The organism is Sutcliffiella sp. NC1 (assembly GCF_027594365.1).
Lineage (GTDB): Bacteria > Bacillota > Bacilli > Bacillales > Bacillaceae_I > Sutcliffiella > Sutcliffiella cohnii.
Genome location: NZ_CP115153.1, coordinates 2823708 through 2845948 on the forward strand (window position 1 = coordinate 2823708; position 22241 = coordinate 2845948).

The 22241-nt window shown below is 34.3% G+C and carries 25 protein-coding genes; 5 read left to right on the top strand and 20 right to left on the bottom strand.

The features are described from left to right. Nucleotides 1-137: 137 nt before the first annotated feature. The gene (locus tag O1A01_RS14775) at nt 138-647 is read right to left on the bottom strand and encodes a redoxin domain-containing protein (protein WP_066416593.1); all 510 of its coding nucleotides are present in this window, start codon (nt 645-647) and stop codon (nt 138-140) included. 196 nt (nt 648-843) lie between these two features. After that, the gene (acnA, locus tag O1A01_RS14780) at nt 844-3549 is read right to left on the bottom strand and encodes an aconitate hydratase AcnA (RefSeq protein WP_270064426.1); all 2706 of its coding nucleotides are present in this window, start codon (nt 3547-3549) and stop codon (nt 844-846) included. Between the two features lie 259 nt (nt 3550-3808). Here acnA and sspO point away from each other — a divergent pair, with 259 nt between their 5' ends. Further along, entirely contained in the window at nt 3809-3958 is a 150-nt protein-coding gene (gene sspO, locus O1A01_RS14785) for a small acid-soluble spore protein SspO (RefSeq protein ID WP_066416589.1), read from the top strand. Nucleotides 3959-4020: 62 nt separating this feature from the next. Here sspO and O1A01_RS14790 read toward each other — a convergent pair whose 3' ends face one another. Beyond that, nucleotides 4021-4275, bottom strand: coding sequence for a DUF2524 family protein (locus O1A01_RS14790; protein ID WP_066416587.1), 255 nt, complete (start codon nt 4273-4275; stop codon nt 4021-4023). Between the two features lie 122 nt (nt 4276-4397). Between O1A01_RS14790 and O1A01_RS14795 the strand changes: the two genes are divergently transcribed. Continuing rightward, nucleotides 4398-4541, top strand: a complete 144-nt coding sequence (locus O1A01_RS14795; protein ID WP_066416584.1) for a small acid-soluble spore protein P — start codon at nt 4398-4400, stop codon at nt 4539-4541. Between the two features lie 78 nt (nt 4542-4619). Here O1A01_RS14795 and O1A01_RS14800 read toward each other — a convergent pair whose 3' ends face one another. The 3 genes from O1A01_RS14800 to O1A01_RS14810 form a co-directional block, all read right to left on the bottom strand. Continuing rightward, nucleotides 4620-4859: a spore germination protein gene (locus O1A01_RS14800; RefSeq protein ID WP_270064427.1), complete on the bottom strand. Its 240-nt coding sequence runs from the start codon at nt 4857-4859 to the stop codon at nt 4620-4622. Between the two features lie 59 nt (nt 4860-4918). Further along, nucleotides 4919-5407, bottom strand: coding sequence for a hypothetical protein (locus O1A01_RS14805; RefSeq protein ID WP_066416580.1), 489 nt, complete (start codon nt 5405-5407; stop codon nt 4919-4921). A gap of 551 nt (nt 5408-5958) precedes the next feature. Further along, a complete protein-coding gene (locus O1A01_RS14810) occupies nt 5959-6750 on the bottom strand; it encodes an ATP-binding protein (RefSeq protein WP_270064428.1) in 792 nt (263 codons plus the stop codon). Nucleotides 6751-6878: 128 nt separating this feature from the next. On the opposite strand from O1A01_RS14810, the gene O1A01_RS14815 reads away from it, so the two are divergent. Further along, nucleotides 6879-7310 carry a DUF2621 family protein gene (locus O1A01_RS14815; protein ID WP_066416576.1) on the top strand — a complete coding sequence of 144 codons (432 nt, stop codon included), beginning with the start codon at nt 6879-6881 and terminating at the stop codon, nt 7308-7310. A gap of 42 nt (nt 7311-7352) precedes the next feature. Here the strand turns inward: O1A01_RS14815 and O1A01_RS14820 are convergent, their stop codons facing one another. The 3 genes from O1A01_RS14820 to O1A01_RS14830 all read right to left on the bottom strand — a co-directional run bounded on the left by O1A01_RS14820 (nt 7353) and on the right by O1A01_RS14830 (nt 9048). Continuing rightward, nucleotides 7353-7826 carry a CcdC family protein gene (locus O1A01_RS14820; RefSeq protein ID WP_270064429.1) on the bottom strand — a complete coding sequence of 158 codons (474 nt, stop codon included), beginning with the start codon at nt 7824-7826 and terminating at the stop codon, nt 7353-7355. 104 nt (nt 7827-7930) lie between these two features. After that, complete coding sequence (locus tag O1A01_RS14825) at nt 7931-8293, bottom strand: response regulator (RefSeq protein ID WP_066416574.1); 363 nt, start codon at nt 8291-8293, stop codon at nt 7931-7933. A 32-nt stretch (nt 8294-8325) separates the two neighbouring features. Next, nucleotides 8326-9048, bottom strand: coding sequence for a cytochrome c biogenesis CcdA family protein (locus O1A01_RS14830; RefSeq protein ID WP_066416571.1), 723 nt, complete (start codon nt 9046-9048; stop codon nt 8326-8328). 195 nt (nt 9049-9243) lie between these two features. Here O1A01_RS14830 and O1A01_RS14835 point away from each other — a divergent pair, with 195 nt between their 5' ends. Continuing rightward, entirely contained in the window at nt 9244-9408 is a 165-nt protein-coding gene (locus O1A01_RS14835) for an aspartyl-phosphate phosphatase Spo0E family protein (RefSeq protein WP_270064430.1), read from the top strand. A 124-nt stretch (nt 9409-9532) separates the two neighbouring features. Here O1A01_RS14835 and O1A01_RS14840 read toward each other — a convergent pair whose 3' ends face one another. From O1A01_RS14840 to O1A01_RS14870, 7 genes are all read right to left on the bottom strand, one after another. Next, nucleotides 9533-11329 (bottom strand): ABC transporter ATP-binding protein, encoded by a 1797-nt coding sequence (locus O1A01_RS14840; protein ID WP_270064431.1) that lies wholly within the window; start codon nt 11327-11329, stop codon nt 9533-9535. Between the two features lie 4 nt (nt 11330-11333). Continuing rightward, nucleotides 11334-13082: an ABC transporter transmembrane domain-containing protein gene (locus tag O1A01_RS14845; protein ID WP_270064432.1), complete on the bottom strand. Its 1749-nt coding sequence runs from the start codon at nt 13080-13082 to the stop codon at nt 11334-11336. Nucleotides 13083-13223: 141 nt separating this feature from the next. After that, nucleotides 13224-13442, bottom strand: coding sequence for a YneF family protein (locus O1A01_RS14850; protein ID WP_066416564.1), 219 nt, complete (start codon nt 13440-13442; stop codon nt 13224-13226). A 146-nt stretch (nt 13443-13588) separates the two neighbouring features. Next, nucleotides 13589-14026 carry a sporulation inhibitor of replication protein SirA gene (gene sirA / locus O1A01_RS14855; protein WP_066416563.1) on the bottom strand — a complete coding sequence of 146 codons (438 nt, stop codon included), beginning with the start codon at nt 14024-14026 and terminating at the stop codon, nt 13589-13591. 152 nt (nt 14027-14178) lie between these two features. Beyond that, nucleotides 14179-16182 carry a transketolase gene (gene tkt, locus O1A01_RS14860; RefSeq protein ID WP_066416561.1) on the bottom strand — a complete coding sequence of 668 codons (2004 nt, stop codon included), beginning with the start codon at nt 16180-16182 and terminating at the stop codon, nt 14179-14181. Between the two features lie 70 nt (nt 16183-16252). After that, the gene (locus O1A01_RS14865; RefSeq protein ID WP_066416558.1) at nt 16253-16483 is read right to left on the bottom strand and encodes a DUF896 domain-containing protein; all 231 of its coding nucleotides are present in this window, start codon (nt 16481-16483) and stop codon (nt 16253-16255) included. Between the two features lie 117 nt (nt 16484-16600). After that, the gene (locus O1A01_RS14870) at nt 16601-17275 is read right to left on the bottom strand and encodes a YneB family resolvase-like protein (RefSeq protein WP_270064433.1); all 675 of its coding nucleotides are present in this window, start codon (nt 17273-17275) and stop codon (nt 16601-16603) included. A 136-nt stretch (nt 17276-17411) separates the two neighbouring features. Between O1A01_RS14870 and lexA the strand changes: the two genes are divergently transcribed. Continuing rightward, on the top strand, nt 17412-18029 hold the full coding sequence (gene lexA / locus O1A01_RS14875; protein ID WP_270064434.1) for a transcriptional repressor LexA: 618 nt from the start codon (nt 17412-17414) through the stop codon (nt 18027-18029). Nucleotides 18030-18236: 207 nt separating this feature from the next. On the opposite strand, the gene O1A01_RS14880 is transcribed toward lexA, so the two are convergent. The 4 genes from O1A01_RS14880 to O1A01_RS14895 all read right to left on the bottom strand — a co-directional run bounded on the left by O1A01_RS14880 (nt 18237) and on the right by O1A01_RS14895 (nt 22223). Further along, nucleotides 18237-18857, bottom strand: coding sequence for a hypothetical protein (locus O1A01_RS14880; RefSeq protein ID WP_270064435.1), 621 nt, complete (start codon nt 18855-18857; stop codon nt 18237-18239). A gap of 130 nt (nt 18858-18987) precedes the next feature. Further along, the gene (gene glnA / locus O1A01_RS14885) at nt 18988-20322 is read right to left on the bottom strand and encodes a type I glutamate--ammonia ligase (protein ID WP_270064436.1); all 1335 of its coding nucleotides are present in this window, start codon (nt 20320-20322) and stop codon (nt 18988-18990) included. A gap of 71 nt (nt 20323-20393) precedes the next feature. Next, on the bottom strand, nt 20394-20798 hold the full coding sequence (locus O1A01_RS14890; RefSeq protein WP_066416547.1) for a MerR family transcriptional regulator: 405 nt from the start codon (nt 20796-20798) through the stop codon (nt 20394-20396). 156 nt (nt 20799-20954) lie between these two features. After that, on the bottom strand, nt 20955-22223 hold the full coding sequence (locus tag O1A01_RS14895; protein ID WP_270064437.1) for a methionine gamma-lyase family protein: 1269 nt from the start codon (nt 22221-22223) through the stop codon (nt 20955-20957). Nucleotides 22224-22241 lie beyond the last annotated feature (18 nt).

Below are 22241 nucleotides of genomic sequence, written 5' to 3' on the forward strand. Positions count from 1 at the left end.
CAATAAACTTCAAAATTATGATAACTTTTCGAAAAATTAATTAAAATTTGATGAGAAAACTTAAAATCTTCGTAAAAACACAAAAAAAAGCCGGGGAATGGTATTTTTTCCATTCCTCCGACTAGATGTATTTTACACTATTTTATTTTATTGACATAATTATCTAACATACTATACGTTAATGGCCCTTCATGTCGTGCAGAAATTACACCCTCTTCATTGATAAAAAAAGTAGCTGGCATGTTTAGCACTTCATAATAGGCGAATATTCGATTCTCATCTAAGAGAATTGGATATGTGAATTGACCTGCTTCTACAAATTTTTCTACATTTTCTAACGTATCAGAAGATGTTATATTTACAGCTAAAATTTCTACTTCATCTTTGTAATCCTCATAATAAAGCTGCATCTCTGGCATTTCATCTTTACAAGGACCACACCATGTTGCCCAGAAGTTTACAATCACTTTCTTTCCTCTGTAATCAGATAATTTTACTTGGTCCCCAGACAAGACTGCGAGATCAAAATCATATGCTTGATCACCAACTGACGCTCCAACGTTAGGATCCTTTTCAGCAAATACTTGCACTAAGGCAACACCAACTAAACATAAAAGTAAGCCCACAGCCAATAATTTTTTAATCAAAACATTCTCATCCTTTTATAATCGTAATTGTATATAACCATTTAAACATACAATGTCACCGTTTCCTATCATTTTGCTTGTGTCAATTTTTCAACATTTTCCCTTTACACATTTACATTTTCAACCTAAAAAACACGAACAACTCCTAGGAATTGTCCGTGTTTTCATTTTATGTGTAGCGCTCGCACTATTGTTCTTATGCTTTTAATTTATCACGAAGTACCATTTGAAGGATTCCACCATGACGGTAGTAATCAATTTCCACTTCACTGTCAAAGCGAACTAATGCTTCAAATTCTTTCTTATTTCCTTCTTCATCTGTTGCTACTACTTTAACCATATCACGTGGTTTTACAGACTCATCTACATGTACCTCAAAAGTTTCTTTACCATTTAAGCCTAAAACTTCAGCATTTTCACCGTCTTTAAACTGTAATGGTAAAACACCCATTAGTACTAAGTTACTGCGGTGGATACGCTCGAAACTTTCTGCAATAACTGTTTTAATACCTAGTAGGTTTGTACCTTTTGCAGCCCAGTCACGAGAACTTCCCATCCCGTAATCTTTACCAGCGATAACCATTAGACCAGTACCATCTTGCTTATATTTCATACAAGCATCATAAATAGACATTACTTCACCAGTTGGTAAGTAAGTAGTCCATCCACCTTCTGTTCCTGGAGCAATTTGATTCCGAATACGAATGTTTGCAAACGTACCACGCATCATTACTTCATGGTTACCACGACGAGAACCGTAAGAGTTAAAGTCGCGAGGTTCTACTCCGTTAGCTTGTAAGTAACGACCCGCAGGAGTATCTTTACCGATAGAACCAGCAGGTGAAATGTGGTCTGTCGTTACAGAATCCGCAAATTTACCTACAACACGTAAATTAGATAACGGCTCAACTGTCCCAGCTTCTGGAGATAGCCCTTCAAAGAATGGAGGGTTTTGGATGTACGTTGAGTTATCGTCCCAAGTATATAAAGCTTCGTCAGACGTTTCGATTGCGTTCCAACGCTCATTATCATCAAATACTTTATCATATTCTTTACGGAATAACTCCGGAGTAACAGTTGTTTTCACAAGTTCTTTAACTTCGTCCATAGAAGGCCAGATATCTTTAAAGAAAACGTCTTGACCATCTTTTCCTTTACCAATAACATCATTTTGTAGATCAATATCTACCGTACCTGCTAAAGCATATGCAACTACTAAAGGTGGTGATGCTAAGTAGTTTCCTTTTACAAGTGGGTGAATACGTCCCTCAAAGTTACGGTTTCCAGATAATACTGAAGTAACTAATAGGTCATTTTTAGCAATCGCTTCTTCAATTTCATCTGCTAACGGACCAGAGTTACCGATACACGTCGCACAACCGTAACCAACGATATTAAATCCTAATTGATCTAAATATGGTTGAAGTCCTGATTCAGCTAAGTAACCAGTTACTACTTTTGATCCAGGTGCTAAAGATGTTTTAACGAAAGAAGGAACTTCAATACCTAACTCTACTGCTTTTTTCGCAACTAAACCAGCTGCAATTAAGACATAAGGGTTCGATGTATTTGTACAAGAAGTGATAGAAGCAATAGCGATAGAACCAGTCTTCATCGTAGTTTTATCACCAGATGCTAATGTAATTTCCACTTCTTTACTAATGTCTGTCTCCGTTAATCCATAACCTTGGTTACCTTGAGGTGCAACAAGTGCGTTACGGAATGTATCCTTCATCATAGATAGTGGCACAAGGTCTTGTGGACGTTTTGGTCCAGAAAGGTTAGGCTCGATTTCTGCTAAGTTAATTTCTACCACTTCTGTATAAATTGGATTAGCATCAGTTGTAAAGAATAAGCCGTTTGCTTTACAATATTCTTCCACTATTTTGATTTGCTCTTCGTCACGACCAGTTAAACGTAAATAGTCTAGTGCTTCTTCATCAACTGGGAAGAAACCACAAGTTGCTCCATATTCTGGTGCCATGTTTGCAATTGTAGCACGGTCAGCTAACGGAAGTTCTGGAACACCAGGACCGAAGAACTCAACAAATTTACCTACAACCCCATGTGCACGTAACACTTGAGTTACTTTTAACGCTAAGTCAGTTGCAGTAGTACCGTTCGGTAAAGCTCCTGTCAATTTAACACCAATTACTTCAGGAACCGGGAAGTAAGAAGGTTGACCAAGCATACCAGCTTCTGCTTCGATACCACCTACACCCCATCCAAGAACACCAATACCATTAATCATCGTAGTATGGGAGTCTGTTCCAACAAGTGTGTCAGGGAATGCTACTAATTCGCCGTCTTGCTCAACAGCATGAACAACGTTCGCTAAATATTCTAAGTTGACTTGGTGAACAATTCCTGTTGCAGGTGGAACTGCACGATAGTTATCAAACGATTTTTTTGCCCAACTTAAAAATTTATAACGTTCTGCATTACGTTCAAACTCTAACTTCATGTTGAAATCTAATGCATCAGCAGTTCCAGCTCTATCAATTTGAACAGAGTGGTCAATAACTAAATCAACAGGGATTTCAGGATTAATTTTATCAGGATTTCCACCTAAATCTGCCATTGCTTTACGTAAAGAAGCTAAATCAACAACAGCTGGAACACCTGTGAAATCTTGAAGAATTACACGTGATGGTTTAAATGGAACGTCGATTTCCTTTAATTCATTCGTTCCCCATTTTGCTAAATTTTCTACATGCTCTTTCGTAATAACACGACCATCTACTTGACGTAAAACAGATTCTAAAAGAACTTTAATAGAATATGGTAGTTGAGAAACATTACCGATATTCGCTTCTTCTAACGCTTTTAAATTGTAGTAATGGTACGTTTTACCGTTCACATCAAAGGATGCACGAGCGTTAAAAACATCATGATTCGCCATATGTATTACCCCCTAGTGTTCATAGATTAGTAAGTATAGTAGAAAGAAATGCTCCATCTAACTATACATTGAAATAGCTTTCATTTTTCGAGCTATTTCTCCCAATAATTTACCTTACGATATTATCTTAATACAACATTTAACATAAGTAAATAACAATAAAGTTATTAATTACTATAAGAAACACTTATAGTTCGAAATTTTGAAACAATACATGTACGAAAGGCATTAGAAGATAATAAAAGTGGAGGTGAATACGATGGGAAAAAGAAAAGCTAATCATGTTATTCCTGGTATGAATGCTGCTTCTGCACAAGGCAAAGGTGCAGGTTATAACGAAGAATTTTCAAACGAACCTCTAACAGAGGAACAAAAACAAAATAATAAAAAGCGTAAAAAGAATCAATAAGTTTTTCCATATTATATAACATGAAAAAGGGCTGTCCTATATCGGGACAGCTCTTTTTTCATTTATTCATGTGCCTCATTTATTAATTGTTGTAAGTCTTCTTGAAATTGTGCTAGTTGATCTCTTTGCGTTTCAGATGCTACCTCAAGAGCGTTATTAATTTGCTCCATAGCTTCATTCACTTCGTTTTGTAACCTTTTAAAATGCTGACCATAATCTGGATCATTTTTTACTATTTCATGATAAACATCTTTTGCTTGTTCTACACCTTGTTGCGCTGCTTGAAATGCTTGTTGTTTGTCTTTATGATACGGCATATTTTTTCTCCTTTATAATGAATATCTGTCATTTATACTTCCCATAAAGAATTAAACTATGCCACTATAAAGAATAAATTTGGCTTAATATCAGATAATAGGAATCAAAGGAGGGAAACAAAATGAATAAAAATGATGGAAAAGATATGCGTAAAAATGCTCCTAAAGGGAACAATCCTGGGCAACCGGAACCTTTAAGTGGTTCCAAAAAAGTGAAGAATAGAAACCATACAAGGCAAAAAAACAACCCACACCACGGTATGTAATATAAAATAAAGAAGTAATTCCTCCTTCTATAAGCGATGAAAGAGGAATTACTTTAAAATAACAAGAAAGTTGATTACTCACTCTTGGTCCGCAACTTCTGACACGGAATCTTCATTTGTCGTCAGAGATCTACTTTTTCTTGAAACATTGACCATACTACACTTAGTATGTGTATTTATATAGTCTCCAGAGTTACTACCTCCTGCACCTACAATTCCGTCCTCTATTGAAATTGGTGCAACTTTAAAAATGTTACCAAAATTAATAATTCCACCTTCTACGTTTTCAATAACTATTTGATTTATCAAACAGGCCATTTTCATCACACCCCTTACGATAAAATATGAAAGGAACAAAAGCTTGTATAGGTATGTGACTATCTTATTTCATAAAATCGTCTTAAATATATCTCCCACTTTTCCATATCAAGTTTTTTTAAGCAATTATGTTGCATATATTCTTTTTTCCATTGGCGCTTCTTCTGTTCTACTTTATTTGCTTGAATGCTACTTTCATTTAATATTTGTGCACGTAATAAGTTAATTTTAGACTGGTCATCAGATTGAAAGGTCCAAACCTTTAGTTGTCTAATTGTTCTTCTAACAAAATTAAATACCGGAATTATTAATAGTAACGCTAGGAAGAAATAAATAACTTTGTTTAATAAGTAAAAAACTATAACAGTAATAGAAACGATAAGCATGTGACTGAAAATAGAAAGTTTATTTAATACTATTCGCTGTTGTGCTTCTTTTTCATTTGATAATTTATCCATTTTACAATGAACACAATATAATGATATATACTCCCCGTCCGTTAGCCGTTCTGAAAGCTTCTTTTTATGCTTAGTACAATATAATTCCAAATGATCTATCCTCCAAGGAAATGGTTATTTTGATTATAACGGAAAAACTGTGCTCGATACAACGAAATTACCTACGTTTAAAACAGGAGTAACGCGAGAAAAGATTGATGAAACTTTAAACAAAAAACACCTCTATCCATAAAGGATAAAGGCGTTCCCTATTAGAAAGAGGAAATAGGAATGTGTAAGGAGTAATCAATGGTTATGCAGGAAACCTTGGTACTTCCTCCTTTCTCTATTAATCTATTAATTTTTTTCTATTTTGATACAACGTTTGTCTCAATTTATTAAATTTGTACTTTCAACTAACTTTACATATTTATCGATCTTTTTGAAAAAAATAATAGAAAAGGAGGAAAAAAGCTTCATCATTTACAAATGATTATTTACTAGAGTTATTTCTAGATATCATCTAGATGTGCCCGGGGATTATCCTTTGCAGCTCGATGAGTTTTATTGGTTATATCGGCAATTTGAAAGCATGGTTAATAACAACTTCTTTCCTTGGTCTTATTAAAAAGACATGAAAAAGGGCGCTAAATTGATGCGCCTTAATCTTTATACATCGTTAAATCTTTCGTACGATAGCTTTCTGGCGTACTAATAGAAATTAATTGATCTTGTGTCATTTTATTTTTAATACGGTCAGCTAAACGTTCTCCATAACGCTTCGTTAAGTCGGCTGGATGAATATTGGACGTAAAAATAATACTTTTTCCTTGTCGTTGATTTAAAATAGAATATAGCGTTTGGTCAACCCATTCGCTAATTCGTTCCACTCCTAAATCATCTAGTATTAACACGTCTACTTCTGCGACTGCTTTCATAAATTTACTCTCGGAATATCCTGCATCTTTTTCCCAGGAAGCTACAATTGTATCCATTAATTTAGGAACGTCAAAAAACATTGCCGTAAGGCTAGCGTCTTTTATTAATTTATAAAGGCCCACCGCTAAATGAGTTTTACCTCTTCCAGTACGACCATAATAGTATAAATTTTCACTTCCAGTAAATCGATCAATATAATCAAGCGTTCTTTCTAGTGCCTCTGCTTGACTTTCATAATTCACTTGAAAGTTTTCAAGTGTTGCATTTTCTAATTCATGTGGGATAATACAGAACTGTTCAAAGAACTTTAATCGTTTTTGCTTTTCAGCCTCTAGCGTTTCCTTAGCAAGCCTACAATCACACTCATTCTCTATTACTTGCCATTGCCCTTTATTTTCCCCACCTAAAATTTGCATTTTCACTCTTTTAACTTCTCGATTACATTTAGGGCATATTTTTGAAGATAAAACTTCCATTTTCCCCATGTTACCAATTAAGTTACCTATTTTTTGCATGACTTACACCTCCAAGGCAACTAATTTTATTTGATATCCAATTATAAATAAAACGGTTATCTAGTGCAATTATAAACTTTTTATGTATAATAAAACAAGGATGTTAAAATCAACGGAGGGAAAAAGAAATGCTTAATGGTTGGTTTTTATGGTTTATTTTATTTTGGGTCGTCACTATGATTGGCCTTTTAGCAATCGGTGGCTTTTTTATGTTTCGGAAATTTTTGAAAAGAATGCCAAAAGAGGATGGAATGTCAGAACTAGATTGGCAAGATTATTATATAAAGAAAACAAAGCATTTATGGCCGACAGACTTAAAATTATTACTTGAAGAACTAGTTGAACCTGTTCCAGAACTTTTTAGAGATATTGCTAGACAAAAAATCGCTGGGAAGATTGGCGAATTAGCATACAATGAAAAGGCCAAAAAGATTACGAAGGATCATGTTATTAAAGGATACATAATTGCAACTCCTAAGAGAGATCACAAATTTTTAGTGAAAAAATTAAACGAACAAAACATCGATATTACACCGTATAAGCAATATTTTCCACAATAAGGACCTAATAGTAGGTCCTTATTGTGTTTCTATAAGGGCAACTTAATGAGAAACATTATGTAAGCTGCTTTCTAATTTCTTATATTTTAAAAGCATTGCTATTCTCCATGGGACAATCATTCCAAAAGCTAGTATCCAAAACATTCCTGCTAATTCTCCAATATCAAAATGGGCACTAAATACTATTTTAGCTACGATCCTAATAGCTAACAACCCTAGCAATATAAAAAGAAAAGCCTTCGATCTTTTCATGAAGATTTGATCATTTTTAATTTCAAAATTTGATGTTTTAATAAGAAAGATAGAAAAAATGAATCCTACTAATAAAGCCTCTATTACTTGTAAAGGTGCCACTCGAAATGGGGGAAATAAAAACATTAGTGCGCCTGTACTCATAAATAAAGGTGGAAGTATAATTTTTTTCACACTAGAAGGTCTATTAGCTAATTTTAATCTTAAAAAATAAACGGCTATTGCCATTAATATAGCTAAGGTTGTTGGTAATATCGTTGTCATGTCGTTCACCTAAACTTTCCGTTATGTAACAATTATCATAAACAAAAAAAGAAAAAAAAGATACCATCTACTATTAGAAATATAGATGGTAGTTGTTTGTGTTGTTATTGTCCAAGTACACGCTTCACAGCTTCTATTACACGATATTCATCGAACGGTTTAACAATGAAATCTTTGGCACCGGCTTCTATTGCTTCTACTATTAATTTTTGTTGCCCTAAAGCGGAACACATAATGATTTTTGCATCTGAATCTTCTTTTATAATAGCACGTACTGCTTCAATTCCATTCATATGAGGCATTGTAATATCCATCGTAACGAGATCCGGCTTTAACTCTCGATATAGTTTAATAGCTTGCTCGCCATCCGTACCTTCACCCACAACATTATATTTCCCTTTCGTTAAAATGTTAGTAAGAGTTAATCTCATAAATTTCGCATCATCAACAACTAACACATTCGACACTGTAGAAGTTCCCCCTATGCAACAACAAAAAATTAAAAACCAGTGAAACCACCTGTAATTCTTGTAAAGAAGACGATGATTTGCGTCATCATATCAAAAAACAGCATAATACCTACGATAATCATAATCGTTCCACCGAATTTCATAATTTTCACATGATGCTTTCGAATCCAATTCAATCTTCCTATAAAGAAAGATAATATAAAGAAAGGTATAGCAAAACCGAGTGAATAGAAAATCATGTAAATCATACCAGACCCTGGATTTGATGCAGCAAGTGATAAAACTGCTACTAATATTGGTCCAGTACACGGAGTCCAACCAGCTGCAAACGCTAATCCAATTAATGTACTACCAAAATAGCCAGAAGGACGGTTTTTGAAACTAAACTTTTTATCCTTCATTAGGAATTTCGGTTGAAAAACTCCTAGAATGACAAATCCTAAGAATATGATTAATATCGCTCCAATTTGGCGAATTAGCGCATTATATTCTCTAAAAAATTGGCCAAAGAATGAAGTACTATATCCTAGTGCAACGAAGATTAAACAAAATCCTAGTAAGAAAAATAACGTATGTAAAATACTCCTTTTTTGAAGCATACCTTTTTCTTCTTTAATATCACTAACTGACATTCCTGTTATGTACGATAAAAATGCAGGATATATAGGAAGCGTACACGGTGAAATAAACGATAAAAATCCAGCTCCAAACGCTAGAAATAAATTTATGTCAACAGTAGAATCACCAGTCATTTTTTTCCCTCCTTGTAAACAACTATTACTATCTTATCAAATTATATAGATTTTATCGCCTACTAAGTATTTAAATTTTTTGACAAACTAATGACATACTATTAAAAATTGGTATAAATATGGAATAAATAGTTTTAATTATTTCCAATTATTTAGTATAATAATATTACCTAAAGAGGGAAAGGAACTAGAACATTGACAAACAAAGATGAAATGCTACTTACCTTAATTGAAAACAAACGTTCCGAGCTGCTAGAAGTAGTCAAAAAAAAGGGAATGTCCTCGTCCACTACGTTAAAAATTAGTCAAGAGCTAGACTCTCTTCTAAACCAATACAATCAATTTGTTATTACTAAATAAAACCGATAAATTGTTTCAAATTATAAATAAAAGGGAACTGTTACTTTTCGTATACAGCTCCCTTCTTTATTTTACAGAGTAATCTACAAATGATTGTTTTATCTAGTTGTAGATAAACTGATATTTATTGATTTCCTACTACAGTTTTTAAATTTTCTGCATTTCCATTTTGTAATAAATACATTTTATAATATAAACCTTCCTTGCTTAATAATTGTTGATGTGTACCTCTTTCCACTATTTCACCTTGGTGTAACACTAAAATTTGGTCTGCATCTTGAATAGTAGATAAACGGTGAGCAATGGCGATCGTCGTTCTTCCTGTTCTCATTTTTTCAAGAGCAACTTGAATTGCATCCTCTGTTTCCGTATCAATATTAGCTGTTGCTTCATCTAGCACTAGAATTTTAGGTTGAGTTGCAATAGTTCTAGCGAAAGCAATGAGTTGACGTTGCCCGCTTGATAATGTCGACCCTCTTTCCACTACTAGCTCTTCATATTTTTGTGGTAATTTTTCTATAAAATGATTTGCTTGCACAAAAGAAGCTGCTTGCTCCATTTCCTCATCCGTTATATTTAAATTATGCAATCGGATATTATGCTTGATCGTACCGTAAAATAAAAATGGATCCTGTAAAACTAATCCCATTTTATGACGAAGCTCTTCATCATTTATTTCTTTAATAGAAGAACCATCGATTAAGATGTCACCTTTTTCTATCGAATAAAACCTCATTAACAGATTTATAATAGAACTTTTTCCGCTTCCAGTATGTCCAACAAGGGCAATCGTTTCACCTGGATTCGCCGTAAATGAAATGTTTTTTAACACATCTCGTTTCCCATCATAAGAAAACGTTACATTTTTAAACTCAATTTTTCCATCGGTTATTCCATTATGTTCTGTCCCTATTTTAGTTGGTGCCAGCTCTGTTTCATCTAACACTTCAAAAACTCGGGATGCAGAAACAATTGCTTGTTGGTATAAGGACAATCTCATCATCATGTCATTTACTGGTTCAAAGAAACGACCGAGATAGTTAACAAAAGCATATAAAACACCTAATTCTATCGGACTATTCAACGAGTTAAAACCAAAGAAACTTAATACTAGCATAAGAGCAAAAATGTAAACTAGATCAATTGCAGGACGTAACAATAATCCGTCTAATTTAATATTTTTTAATCCAGCTTGATAATGCCCTTCATTAATATCTTCAAATTCTTTTCTCAAACGTTTCTCTTGTCGGAATACTTGAATGATGGACATACCTTGTAAACTTTCATTCAGTTTCGCATTCAATTGACTTAACCTCTCCCGTAAATCTGCATAGTAACGGGAGCTAAAATGACGATACGTTGCCATGATGGAAAAGATTATCGGAATAATCAATAAACAAAACAGCGCTAATTGTACATTCAAGTAAAACATTGCAATGAAAATACCTAGTAGCAATACAATGTTTTGTACAAAAGTGGATATAACACTTACAAACATATCTTTAATTGCTTCTGTATCATTCGTAACACGGGAAACAATACTTCCACCCGGTGTTTTATCAAAAAACTTTAAACCTAGCTTCTGTACTTTTGAAAAAACATCAATACGTAGCTCTTGAATGATATTCAAGGAGATTTCTTGAAACTTTAATAGTTGGAAATATTGAAAAACTACTTTAGCGATATGAACACTAATATAAACAATTGCTAACGTTGCAATTGGTCCCGTTTCAATATTTCTTGGCTGTAAATAATCATCAATAAAGATTTGTATTAATAATGGTCCTACAATTTCTCCTAAAGTAGCAAATAATAATAACGAAAAAGCGATAACAAATTGTTTCTTATGATTAGATCCATACGACAAAAGCCTCTTTAATACCGCTCTTTGCTCTTTCGCTGATATAGATTGATTATTCATCGAATTAACCTCCATGCTCTACAAGAGATTCTAGCTGTTGGCGATGGTACATATCTTTATACCATCCTTCTTCTTTCATTAACTCATCATGTATACCTATTTGGACGATTTTTCCTTCATCTAGAACTAAAATGATGTTCGCATGTTGTATCGCGCTTAATCGATGAGAAGTAATGATAGTCGTTTTACCTAGCCGCTCTCTTTTTAATGCACTTAAGATGGTTTCTTCCGTTTTTGCATCTACCGCCGAGAGTGAATCATCTAATATTAATATTTCCGGATTCATTAAAAGTGCTCTTGCAATAGAAATTCTTTGCTTTTGACCTCCTGATAAAGAGACTCCTCTTTCTCCTACTATCGTTTCGTACCCTTCTGTAAACTGTACAATGTCTTCATGTATATTAGCTAATTTTGCTGCATTGATAATATCGTTATAAGATGCAGTCGGCACCGCAAATGAAATATTATCACTTACTGTAGAAGAAAAAAGGAAATGATCTTGCGGTACATAACCAATAGCCTGCCTCAAATAATCTAATTGAAAATATTTAATCGACTGATTGCCGATCGTTATTTCTCCATCATATCCATCAAATTCTCTAATTAATAATTTTAAAAGGGTTGTTTTACCGCTTCCCGTTTTCCCAACGATACCTAACGTTTCACCTTGTCGAAGTTGGAAATGTATATTTTCTAAAACAACTTCCTTCTTTGTAGGATAATAAAAATCTTTAAGGTTGTATTCTATATCCCCTGTCGGAATAGTTGCTTTTGCATCTTTAATGTCTTCAATATCTACTTCTTCTTTTAATAATGCCGTTACTCGATCATAGGAAGCTCTTCCACGCTCTACAATATTGAATAGCCAGCCGAAAGCTAACATTGGCCATACTAATAGTCCTAAATAGGTCGTAAATGCTACTAGCTGTCCTATTGTCATTTCTTCATTTACTACAAAATAAGATCCAAAGGAAACAGCTAAAAAGAAAGAAATTCCAACGATTAGTCCGATTGTTGGATCGAACAAAGAATCAATTTTCGCGACTGTAATATTTTTCTTCACAACATCATTAGACTGTTTTTCAAATTCTTCAATATCTTCCTTCTCTTGTCCAAACGTTTTAATTACTTTTATTCCATTTACACTTTCTTGAACTTTATCATTCAAACTAGAAAATGCAGCCTGTGCTTTATGAAAAGTTTTATGTAAAAGTGTTCCATAATAATTAGTAGATATCGCCATGAATGGTAATGGTATTAAACAGATTAAAGTGAGTTTCCAACTAATGGTTGTTGCCATTGCAATAATAACAAACCCACCAGTCATAACAGAATCGACTAATGTTAGTACTCCTGCCCCGGCAGTTTGTTGAATGGCTTGAATGTCATTTGTTGAATGCGCCATTAAATCTCCAACTCTTTTCCGTTGATAAAAGTTGGGAGACATTTTTGTAAAATGTTTATATAAATTGTTCCGTAATAACCGCGCTAATCGGACGGATGCACCAAAAATCATTATTCTCCATAAATATCGTAGTCCGTAAACTACTAATGCAGAAATTAATAAGATTAGCATTAATTGAACGAGTAAAGTTGTTGTAACTTGCCCGTCAGCAATAAAATCAACTGTTTTCCCTACTATCATCGGCGGTACAAGTTCTAATAAAGCTACAAATGCTAAAAGAATTACTCCAAAAGCATACGCTTTTTTCTCTGATTTAAAGAACCACCATAAATCTTTAAAAACGCTCATAATTTCTCCCCCAGATGTTCTTTTTCACTCATAATATTTTAGCAAATTTTCTAATTTTTAGAAACAAATATTTTTCTTAGAAGATTCGAGATCATTTTTACAAAAAAAGAAAAAGCACCCATAACGGATGCTTGTCCTCTATTATTTCATTTGGTTGTTCATTGCTTTCATCATTTGAGTAATTTTCTTCTGTGAAGGCTTCATACCCATTTGCATCATCATTACTTTTAACATTTGCTCGTTGATTGGTGGGTTTTTCTTTAAGTAAGTCATCATATACTTACGTGCGATGAAAAATCCAAGAGCAACACCTGCAATAAGTGCAAGAACAATTAATAGTATCCAAATCCAAGTGTTCATCTTGCTATTTCCTCCTTAAAACATGTCTACCAATGTAGTTTACTAAACAAATTTATATTATACAACATCTCCCTTTCATTTTCTAAATTTATTTATTTTTTTCCTATGTTCTATTAGTAATATAATGCGATTGATAGTATAATCTTTTATACAAAATTTCTTTGTTTAATTGGTTGAAGCCAACCGTAACGCTCCGCCTTTATATCAATCGCTAAATAGTATGGGGCATCTTTACGAATCACTTCAAATAAAATGGATTCTGCTTCAAAGGAGCCCGTTGCGGATAATTCAATATAATTTTCGTATAAAGATAATTTTGCGCTTGATTTAACTTTAGGGATCCATATTGTATGCTCATGTCCTTTAAAAGCATAGTCTTTCCGCTTACTTAACGTTTGTTTCAATAATTGGGATAATGAGTATTCTTGGATTGGTAAAGTTATATATTCGATTTGTTTTTTTATTATTGGTTGCAAGTTTTTGCTTTGCTCATATTCTTGAAAAAGTTGAAATAGCTTATACTCTTGTCCAACGTAATATTCCACAATCTCTTCTTTCATTAAATAAATGGTATATTGTCTCATTTGGCCCACTCCTATTTCTATTTCACTCTATTATAAGTATAGAAAATAGTAGAAAAAATGTTTGTCTATTAGTGGAGCATGAAAGAACTATTTTTGTCGAAACAATATAAAAGTTACAAAAAAGGTAGCACTTTTGTGTGCTACCTTCAAAGTTAAGACAATAATTGTTTTACTTTTGTTACTACATTCGGAACAGTAAAGCCGTATTCCTCCATTATTTTTTCTCCTGGTGCTGATGCGCCAAACGTATGAATGGCTACAATATCTCCTTCATCACCTACATAGCGCTCCCAACCTAGTGGATTTGCCATTTCAATTCCTAACCTTTTTTTCACACTTTTAGGTATTACTGATTCCTTATACTCTTTTGATTGTTTTTCAAATCGATCCCAAGATGGCATACTAATAACTGAAACTTCAATTCCTTCTTGGCGTAATGCTTCTTGAGCTTGAACTGCTAAACCGACTTCTGAACCAGTAGCAAGAAGTAACGCATCGGCAGTTTCCTTCTGCGCAGGAGAAATCACGTAAGCACCTTTTGAAACACCTTCATATGCATTTTTGTCCGTATCTTTTATAGTCGGTAAGTTTTGGCGAGTTAATACTAATGCAGTAGGTGTTTGTGTTGATTCCATCGCAACTCTCCATGCAGCAGCGGTTTCATTTCCGTCAGCTGGTCTAATGACAGATAAATTAGGCATACAGCGTAAAGAAGGTAGTTGCTCAATTGGCTCATGCGTTGGACCATCTTCACCAACAGCTATACTATCATGAGTAAACACATACGTAACAGGCAATTGTTGAAGGGCTGCTAATCGAATGGCAGGACGCAAATAATCGGAGAAAACGAAGAACGTTCCACCAAATATTCTTAATCCACCATGAAGCGCAATTCCGTTCATAGCAGCGCCCATTCCGAACTCACGAACCCCAAACCAAATGTTTCTACCGCTATAATCTTCTGGTGTATAATCTTTTTCGCCTTTAATCATCGTATTGTTAGATCCTGCTAAATCAGCTGACCCTCCGAGTAATTGTGGCATATTCTTTGCTATCGCATTCATTACTTCACCCGAAGATGCTCGAGAAGCAAGACTTTTCCCTTCTTCATATACAGGTATATCTTGGTCCCATCCTTCCGGAAGTTTACCCTCTATCGCACCTTGAAGTTGTTTACCGATTTCCGGATATTTCTCCTTGTATTGAGCAAAGAGGTTATTCCATTCATTTTCAAGTTGGTTACCTTTCTCTTCAACAGTAGCTCGGAAGTGCTCATATACTTCTTCAGGCACGTGGAAATCATTTTCAAACGTCCATTTATAAGCTTCTTTTGTTAACTTCCTTTCATCCTCACCTAGTGGCTTTCCGTGTACATCAGAAGTACCGGACATATTTGGAGACCCGTAACCAATTGTCGTTTTCACCTCTATTAATGTAGGACGGTTAAGATCTGATTGGGCTTCCTTCAATGCATTAGAGATTTCGTTTAGGTCATTACCATCTTCTACACGAACATATTGCCATCCATATGCGTTGAAACGATCCTTTATACTTTCTGAGAAGGAGCGATTCAAATCTCCATCTAACGAAATATCATTCGAATCATATAGGACAACTAATCTACCGAGTTTTAAATGTGCAGCTAAAGAAGCAGCTTCTCCGGATACACCTTCCATTAAATCACCATCACCACATATACTATATGTAAAATGATTAATTAGCTCAAAGTTTTCTTTATTATATGTATGAGCTAAATGGCGTTCGGCCATCGCCATACCAACTGCCATTGCAATTCCTTGTCCGAGCGGTCCAGTAGTCGCATCTACTCCTGGTGTATGACCAAATTCTGGATGACCAGGAGTCTTACTACCCCACTGACGAAATTGCTTTAAATCGTCCATTGTTACGTCATATCCTGATAAATGTAATAAACTATACAATAGCATGGAACCATGACCAGCAGATAGAACAAAACGATCACGATTAAACCATGTAGGATTTTTTGGATTATGGTTCATAAAACTAGTCCAAAGCGTATAAGCCATTGGCGCTGCTCCCATCGGCATTCCTGGGTGACCAGACTTTGCTTTTTCAATTGCATCAATAGATAATGTACGGATCGTTGCAATTGATAATTGATCTACATTTAAAGTCATTCGTATATACCTTCTTTCTTCTTTTCTTTAGTCATGCTATTTATAGTATGTACAAAATACACTCGGATGTTTAATGAAATTTTTTATTTTGCTCATCCTTTAATTTTTGAGGGGTTACATCATTTCCGTTTGGATCGACGATTGTTACTGATTTCAATGTATCTACCATAGAAGATCGAAACGTTTTTACATATTCCGCTCTTAATTCTTTTTGTTCTTTAGCCTCTTCTTCTGTTAAACCTTCTGATTTTGCTTTTTTTGCAAGTAGATTAATTCTTTTCATTTTATCTTGTGAAAGCATATTAAAACTCCTTTTATCTTTTACGTAATAGTTTAAATAATTTTCCTTTTTGTTTTGGGTTTATTAAATGTCTCTAACCCCAGTTAACAGTTCTTAATTTGCTACTTTTCCATCTTACTAGAGCTCACTTTTGTTAGCAAGAGTACTATCTTCTTTCTGCAACATGTACTCTTTATATCTTCTATTAACCGTTGCTTTAGATATATCGAATCCAAGCCCTCTAAGAGTAGCGGCGATTTCTTGGAAAGTTAATTTGTTATGACGTAATCGCACTATTTCTTCTACAGGAACTTCTTTTCTTTCTCTCCCTGGACTTAAATGATTATTTTTTAAGTTTTTCAGCGGATTATATCCTTCTTCTACTGCTTTTTTCATTCCTCTTTTTATTTTTAAATTATGTAGTTTTCTTTGGTATTCTTCTACAATAGAAACAATTTGCAAAACCATTGAATCTGATTCTGATAAAGTTAATTTACCGTTGTCGATTATAGAATAAATAAGTACATTATGTTTTTTTAGTAAATGGAAAAAAGCTATTTTGGCATGTCCCCTCCCAATTCTCGTTTCATCTTGTACTAACAGTACATCAAATGGGTCGGTAGCTAACAAATCCATTAGATTATATATTCCCTCTCTCTCTAAGCTATAACCACTAGCTTGTTCCTCAATGACAGATATTACTTCTATATTGTTGTTTTGAGCTAATAACTTTAACTCCTCTTTCTGTCTAGCAAGAGAAGTTTCTTGTGTTTCCTTATTTGTGCTTACTCTACAGTAAATAACGCCTTTCATCTTATCACCATTTCAAATAAATTTATTATTATTCTATCATGCAAACATATATTCTGCTATTTTTCGAACTTATGTTTGTATACTATAGGTAATTATGCTATAATATTCTTAATAATACATATAGAGGTGCGGGGAAATGAAACTATCTAAAAGACAAGAAGATATTTTAAATTTCATTAAGCAAGAAGTACAAGCAAAAGGCTATCCACCTTCTGTACGTGAAATTGGAGAAGCTGTTGGGTTAGCATCCAGTTCAACTGTTCACGGTCACCTAGCTAGACTCGAAAGTAAAGGATACATTAGAAGAGATCCAACAAAACCGAGAGCAATTGAAGTGATTAGTTTAGATGACAAGCAAATTCCTAAAGTAAATGCAGTGAATGTTCCGATTGTCGGTAAAGTAACTGCTGGTCAACCAATAACAGCAATTGAAAATATCGATGACTATTTTCCACTACCTGATCGATATGTTGCTCCTGACGAGCATGTATTTATGTTGGAAGTTATGGGAGACAGTATGATTGAAGCTGGAATTTTGGATGGAGACTTAGTTATTGTTCGTCAACAACAATCAGCTAATAATGGAGATATTGTTGTAGCGATGACAGAAGACGACGAAGCAACTGTGAAACGATTCTTTAAAGAAAAGGATTATATTCGATTACAACCAGAGAACTCCTCTCTAGAGCCTATTATAGTGCGAAATGTATCCATTCTAGGTAAAGTTATTGGCGTTTATCGAAATATACATTAAAAAAAGGGTTCAAAAAGTCATAGCAATCGACTTTTTGAACCCTCTTAAGTGACTAAAACAATTAGTTTTTATCACTGTCTTTTTTTGACAAACTCATATTTTATTTACATAGATATTGCTTTATTAGCTAATTCGACATCATTTTGTAGTAGCTAATACAAACTAAAAAATCAGCAGGATATTCACCCCACTGATTTTCATACTTCATTATAGTTCTACTTTAAAAGACTTCTCTTCACCAATTTCATTTCCGCTACCATCAGTTGGAGCAGGAATCTTTACTTCTACCCATTCTAATTCTTCGACGTTTCCAGTCTCTAATAAGAAGAATAACGACCCTTGCTTCGTTTCACTCTTTTCAAATTCACTATCGATTATAACACTCAATTTTTCACTAGGTGAGACTTTTTCTCCATTACTCGTTGTTATTTTTATATCACCTGCTTGAATAACAACATCTTGTTCAGAGGAATTCACTACTTCCATATCTATTTGCACATATTCAATATAATCTTCACCAACAAATTCTTTAAAATCGTCATAAAGTTCCCCGCTTAATGTTGCTACTTGTGGGATGTGAAAGGATAACGGTCCAACCTCAACATTACCTACTTTATAGTTGCGAGCAACAAGTGTAAATTTACCACCTTCTGTATCCATTACATCACCAGGCTTAGATTGCCATTGTTGTTCTTCTTCATCAGCTACTTGTTGATCTTGCTTTTGCTGTTCATCTTCTGTGTTCGCCACATCTGCATTATCGTTAGAACATGCCGTAATAAGTAAACTTAAAAATAATGCAATTGACAATGTTTTGATAATTTTCATTATAGTTGTCCCCCTTATTTATATGATTGATTATACTGCATTCGACAAACTTGGTAAAGAAACTTACCTACTTTTTCAATACACAAAATAGAAACCCCTCAACACCATAGGTATCAAGGGGTTAAACTAATTAATATTGAGTTAAATATTGGTCACGTTCCCATGGGTGAACTTGACTTCTAAACATATCCCATTCAATCTCTTTAGCTTCAATAAAGTGCTCCAATAAATGATCACCTAATGCTGATTGAATAACATCATTTTCTTTTAATAATTCAAGAGCTTGCGCTAATGTTGCCGGTAAATCTACAATACCTTCTGCCAAACGCTCTTCTTTGTTCATTACATAAATGTTACGATCTACTGGCGCAGGTGGAGTTAAACCATTTTTGATACCATCTAGTCCTGCCTTTAATAGAACAGCCATTGCTAAATATGGATTAGCCGCTGGGTCTACACTACGCACTTCCACACGTGTACTTATGCCACGAGATGCAGGAATACGAACTAAAGGACTACGATTTTGCGCTGACCACGCTACATAACAAGGAGCCTCGTAACCTGGCACTAAACGTTTATATGAGTTTACCGTTGGGTTTGTAACAGCTGTAAAATGCGGCGCATGCTTGATGATTCCAGCAATAAATTGTTTTGCCGTTTCACTAAGTTGTTGTTCCGCTTTTTCATCAAAGAACGCATTTACTCCATTTTTAAATAAAGATACGTTACAGTGCATTCCAGATCCATTCACCCCAAATAGAGGTTTTGGCATAAACGTTGCATGTAAACCGTGTTTACGCGCAATTGTTTTTACAACAAGTTTAAACGTTTGAATTTCGTCACAAGCTGTAAGAGCATCAGCATATTTAAAATCAATTTCATGTTGTCCTGGTGCTACTTCATGATGAGATGCTTCAATTTCAAAGCCCATTTCCTCTAGTTCTAATACGATATCACGTCTACAGTTTTCCCCTAAGTCTGTTGGAGCTAAGTCAAAGTAACCGCCTTTATCATTTAATTCTAAAGTTGGTTCTCCTTTTTCATCTAACTTAAATAAGAAGAATTCCGGTTCTGGTCCAAGATTAAAATCTGTGAATCCTAAATCTTCCATTTCTTTCAATATACGCTTTAAGTTCGTTCTAGGATCACCTTCAAATGGCGTACCGTCTGCTTTATGAACGTCACAGATGAATCTCGCAACCTTCCCTTTTTCCGATGTCCAAGGGAATACTACAAATGTATTTAGGTCAGGGAATAAATACATATCAGACTCTTCAATACGTACAAATCCTTCGATAGAAGACCCATCAAACATCATTTTATTATCTAACGCTTTTTCTAATTGACTTACAGGGATTTCCACATTTTTAATTGTGCCTAAAATATCTGTAAATTGAAGACGAATATATTTTACATTTTCCTCCTGTACGATGCGCACAATATCTTCTTTCACGTATTTTGCCATTTTTATTTCCTCCCTAATTTTTTCTCTCAGATTTAATCTTGGTGTTTTATATTAATTTTTAAGCTAACTAATTAATGGAAAAATCGAGACATGTCTCCTTGGTTTAAACTAGTTTTATTGAATCTACCAGCTTGTAACATTTCGGCTCGAAGTACTTTTCGTAACTCCTCATTCGATAAATCTCGTTTTTCTTTTGTTTTCATTTTTTCTTTAACGGTCATGATCGCCGCTTGTTCTTTTAGTTGCATAATTTGTTTAATTCCAGCAATGTTTATTTTTTGCTCTAGTAAACTTTTAATCTCTAACAAACGATCCACATCATTAAATGAAAATAATCTTCTGTTTCCTTCTGATCTTTCAGGTGTAATTAATCCATGTTCTTCATAATATCGGATTTGTCGAGCTGATAGTTCAGTTAATTTCATTACAATACTCATTGGGAACAATGGCATCGACCTTCTCATCTGATCACTCATTACAAACCCTCCAATAAAAATATTCTTTAAGATATTTTTATCTTAAACGATGTTAGATTAACTGTCAACTAAATGTTAGGTTTTCTAACATCGTTTTTATTAAATAGTAAAATAATATTTTTACATAACAAAAGACAGTCTATTGACTGTCTTTTGTTAAATCTTTATTAAGTTTTTTGTTAGTAACGTGTCTATTGCAGTACAAACAGCAATCTTTACATGGGAATACGTTAAGCCACCTTGAACATAGGCAACGTATGGAGGTCTAATCGGACCGTCTGCCGTTAATTCAATGCTTGCCCCTTGGACGAATGTGCCGGCAGCCATTATAACGTCATCCTCGTATCCAGGCATATAGTTTGGATATGGAGTTACGTGAGAATTAATCGGGGACGCAAATTGGATTGCTTGGCAAAATGCTACCATTTTATCTCGGTCATCAAATTGTACAGATTGTATTAAATCGGTCCTTTTACTATCCCAGCTTGGAGATGTATTCATACCTAACTCCTCTAAAAATGCCGCGGTAAATACCGCTCCTTTTAAAGCTTGTGCAACAACATGAGGCGCAAGGAAAAAGCCTTGATACATTTCTTGTAAAGAATATAGAGAGGCACCAGCTTCTGCACCAATCCCTGGTGAAGTCATTCTGTATGAGCATGCTTCTACTAGTTCTTGTTTCCCTACAATGTAACCTCCTGTTTTCGCCAATCCTCCACCTGGATTTTTGATTAATGAACCAGCCATTAAATCAGCACCAACATGACAAGGTTCCTTAAATTCAATAAATTCACCATAGCAATTATCGACAAAAACGATAACATCTGATTTAATTTCCTTAACAAAGTTTATCATTTCTTCAATTTCTTCAATCGTATACGACGGTCGGGTAGCATAACCTTTGGAACGCTGTATCCCAATCATTTTTGTTTTCGGTGTAATTGCGTTACTGACAGCTTCCCAATCAATACTTTTATTATTTTTCAATTCAATCGCTTTATAATTAATATGGAAATCTTTCAAAGAACCTACTCCAGAACCACGTATACCTACAATTTCTTCTAACGTGTCATAAGGCTTTCCTGTAATATATAACAATTCATCCCCAGGTCGCAAAATACCAAATAGAGCAATGGAAATGGCATGTGTTCCAGAAATTATTTGAGGACGAACTAGTGCACTTTCTCCACCCAAAACATCCGCATATACTTTTTCTAATGCATCTCGCCCCATATCATCGTAACCGTAGCCAGTAGTTGGCATAAAGTGGGCATCGCTAATTCTATGTTGCTGGAAACTTTGAAGAACACGAAATTGGTTCGATTCACTAACTTGATCTGCTTCTTTTAAAACATCTTGAATCTTTCTTTCAATTTTTTGTACAATCGGTTTTAACGTATCCCCATGTTGCAAATTTTCTAACATATGTTTCTCCTTTAATGT

Coding starts and splice junctions, on each gene's coding strand:
- lexA (WP_270064434.1), top strand. CDS start 17,412: ATGAAACTATCTAAAAGACAAGAAGATATTTTAAATTTCATTAAGCAA.
- O1A01_RS14795 (WP_066416584.1), top strand. CDS start 4,398: ATGAATAAAAATGATGGAAAAGATATGCGTAAAAATGCTCCTAAAGGG.
- O1A01_RS14870 (WP_270064433.1), bottom strand. CDS start 17,275: ATGAAAGGCGTTATTTACTGTAGAGTAAGCACAAATAAGGAAACACAA.
- acnA (WP_270064426.1), bottom strand. CDS start 3,549: ATGGCGAATCATGATGTTTTTAACGCTCGTGCATCCTTTGATGTGAAC.
- tkt (WP_066416561.1), bottom strand. CDS start 16,182: ATGACTTTAAATGTAGATCAATTATCAATTGCAACGATCCGTACATTA.
- O1A01_RS14850 (WP_066416564.1), bottom strand. CDS start 13,442: ATGAACACTTGGATTTGGATACTATTAATTGTTCTTGCACTTATTGCA.
- O1A01_RS14890 (WP_066416547.1), bottom strand. CDS start 20,798: ATGAGTGATCAGATGAGAAGGTCGATGCCATTGTTCCCAATGAGTATT.
- O1A01_RS14880 (WP_270064435.1), bottom strand. CDS start 18,857: ATGAAAATTATCAAAACATTGTCAATTGCATTATTTTTAAGTTTACTT.
- O1A01_RS14790 (WP_066416587.1), bottom strand. CDS start 4,275: ATGCCGTATCATAAAGACAAACAACAAGCATTTCAAGCAGCGCAACAA.
- O1A01_RS14830 (WP_066416571.1), bottom strand. CDS start 9,048: ATGACTGGTGATTCTACTGTTGACATAAATTTATTTCTAGCGTTTGGA.
- O1A01_RS14865 (WP_066416558.1), bottom strand. CDS start 16,483: ATGCTTTCACAAGATAAAATGAAAAGAATTAATCTACTTGCAAAAAAA.
- O1A01_RS14895 (WP_270064437.1), bottom strand. CDS start 22,223: ATGTTAGAAAATTTGCAACATGGGGATACGTTAAAACCGATTGTACAA.
- O1A01_RS14815 (WP_066416576.1), top strand. CDS start 6,879: ATGCTTAATGGTTGGTTTTTATGGTTTATTTTATTTTGGGTCGTCACT.
- glnA (WP_270064436.1), bottom strand. CDS start 20,322: ATGGCAAAATACGTGAAAGAAGATATTGTGCGCATCGTACAGGAGGAA.
- O1A01_RS14845 (WP_270064432.1), bottom strand. CDS start 13,082: ATGAGCGTTTTTAAAGATTTATGGTGGTTCTTTAAATCAGAGAAAAAA.
- sirA (WP_066416563.1), bottom strand. CDS start 14,026: ATGAGACAATATACCATTTATTTAATGAAAGAAGAGATTGTGGAATAT.
- O1A01_RS14820 (WP_270064429.1), bottom strand. CDS start 7,826: ATGACAACGATATTACCAACAACCTTAGCTATATTAATGGCAATAGCC.
- O1A01_RS14840 (WP_270064431.1), bottom strand. CDS start 11,329: ATGAATAATCAATCTATATCAGCGAAAGAGCAAAGAGCGGTATTAAAG.
- sspO (WP_066416589.1), top strand. CDS start 3,809: ATGGGAAAAAGAAAAGCTAATCATGTTATTCCTGGTATGAATGCTGCT.
- O1A01_RS14800 (WP_270064427.1), bottom strand. CDS start 4,859: ATGGCCTGTTTGATAAATCAAATAGTTATTGAAAACGTAGAAGGTGGA.
- O1A01_RS14810 (WP_270064428.1), bottom strand. CDS start 6,750: ATGCAAAAAATAGGTAACTTAATTGGTAACATGGGGAAAATGGAAGTT.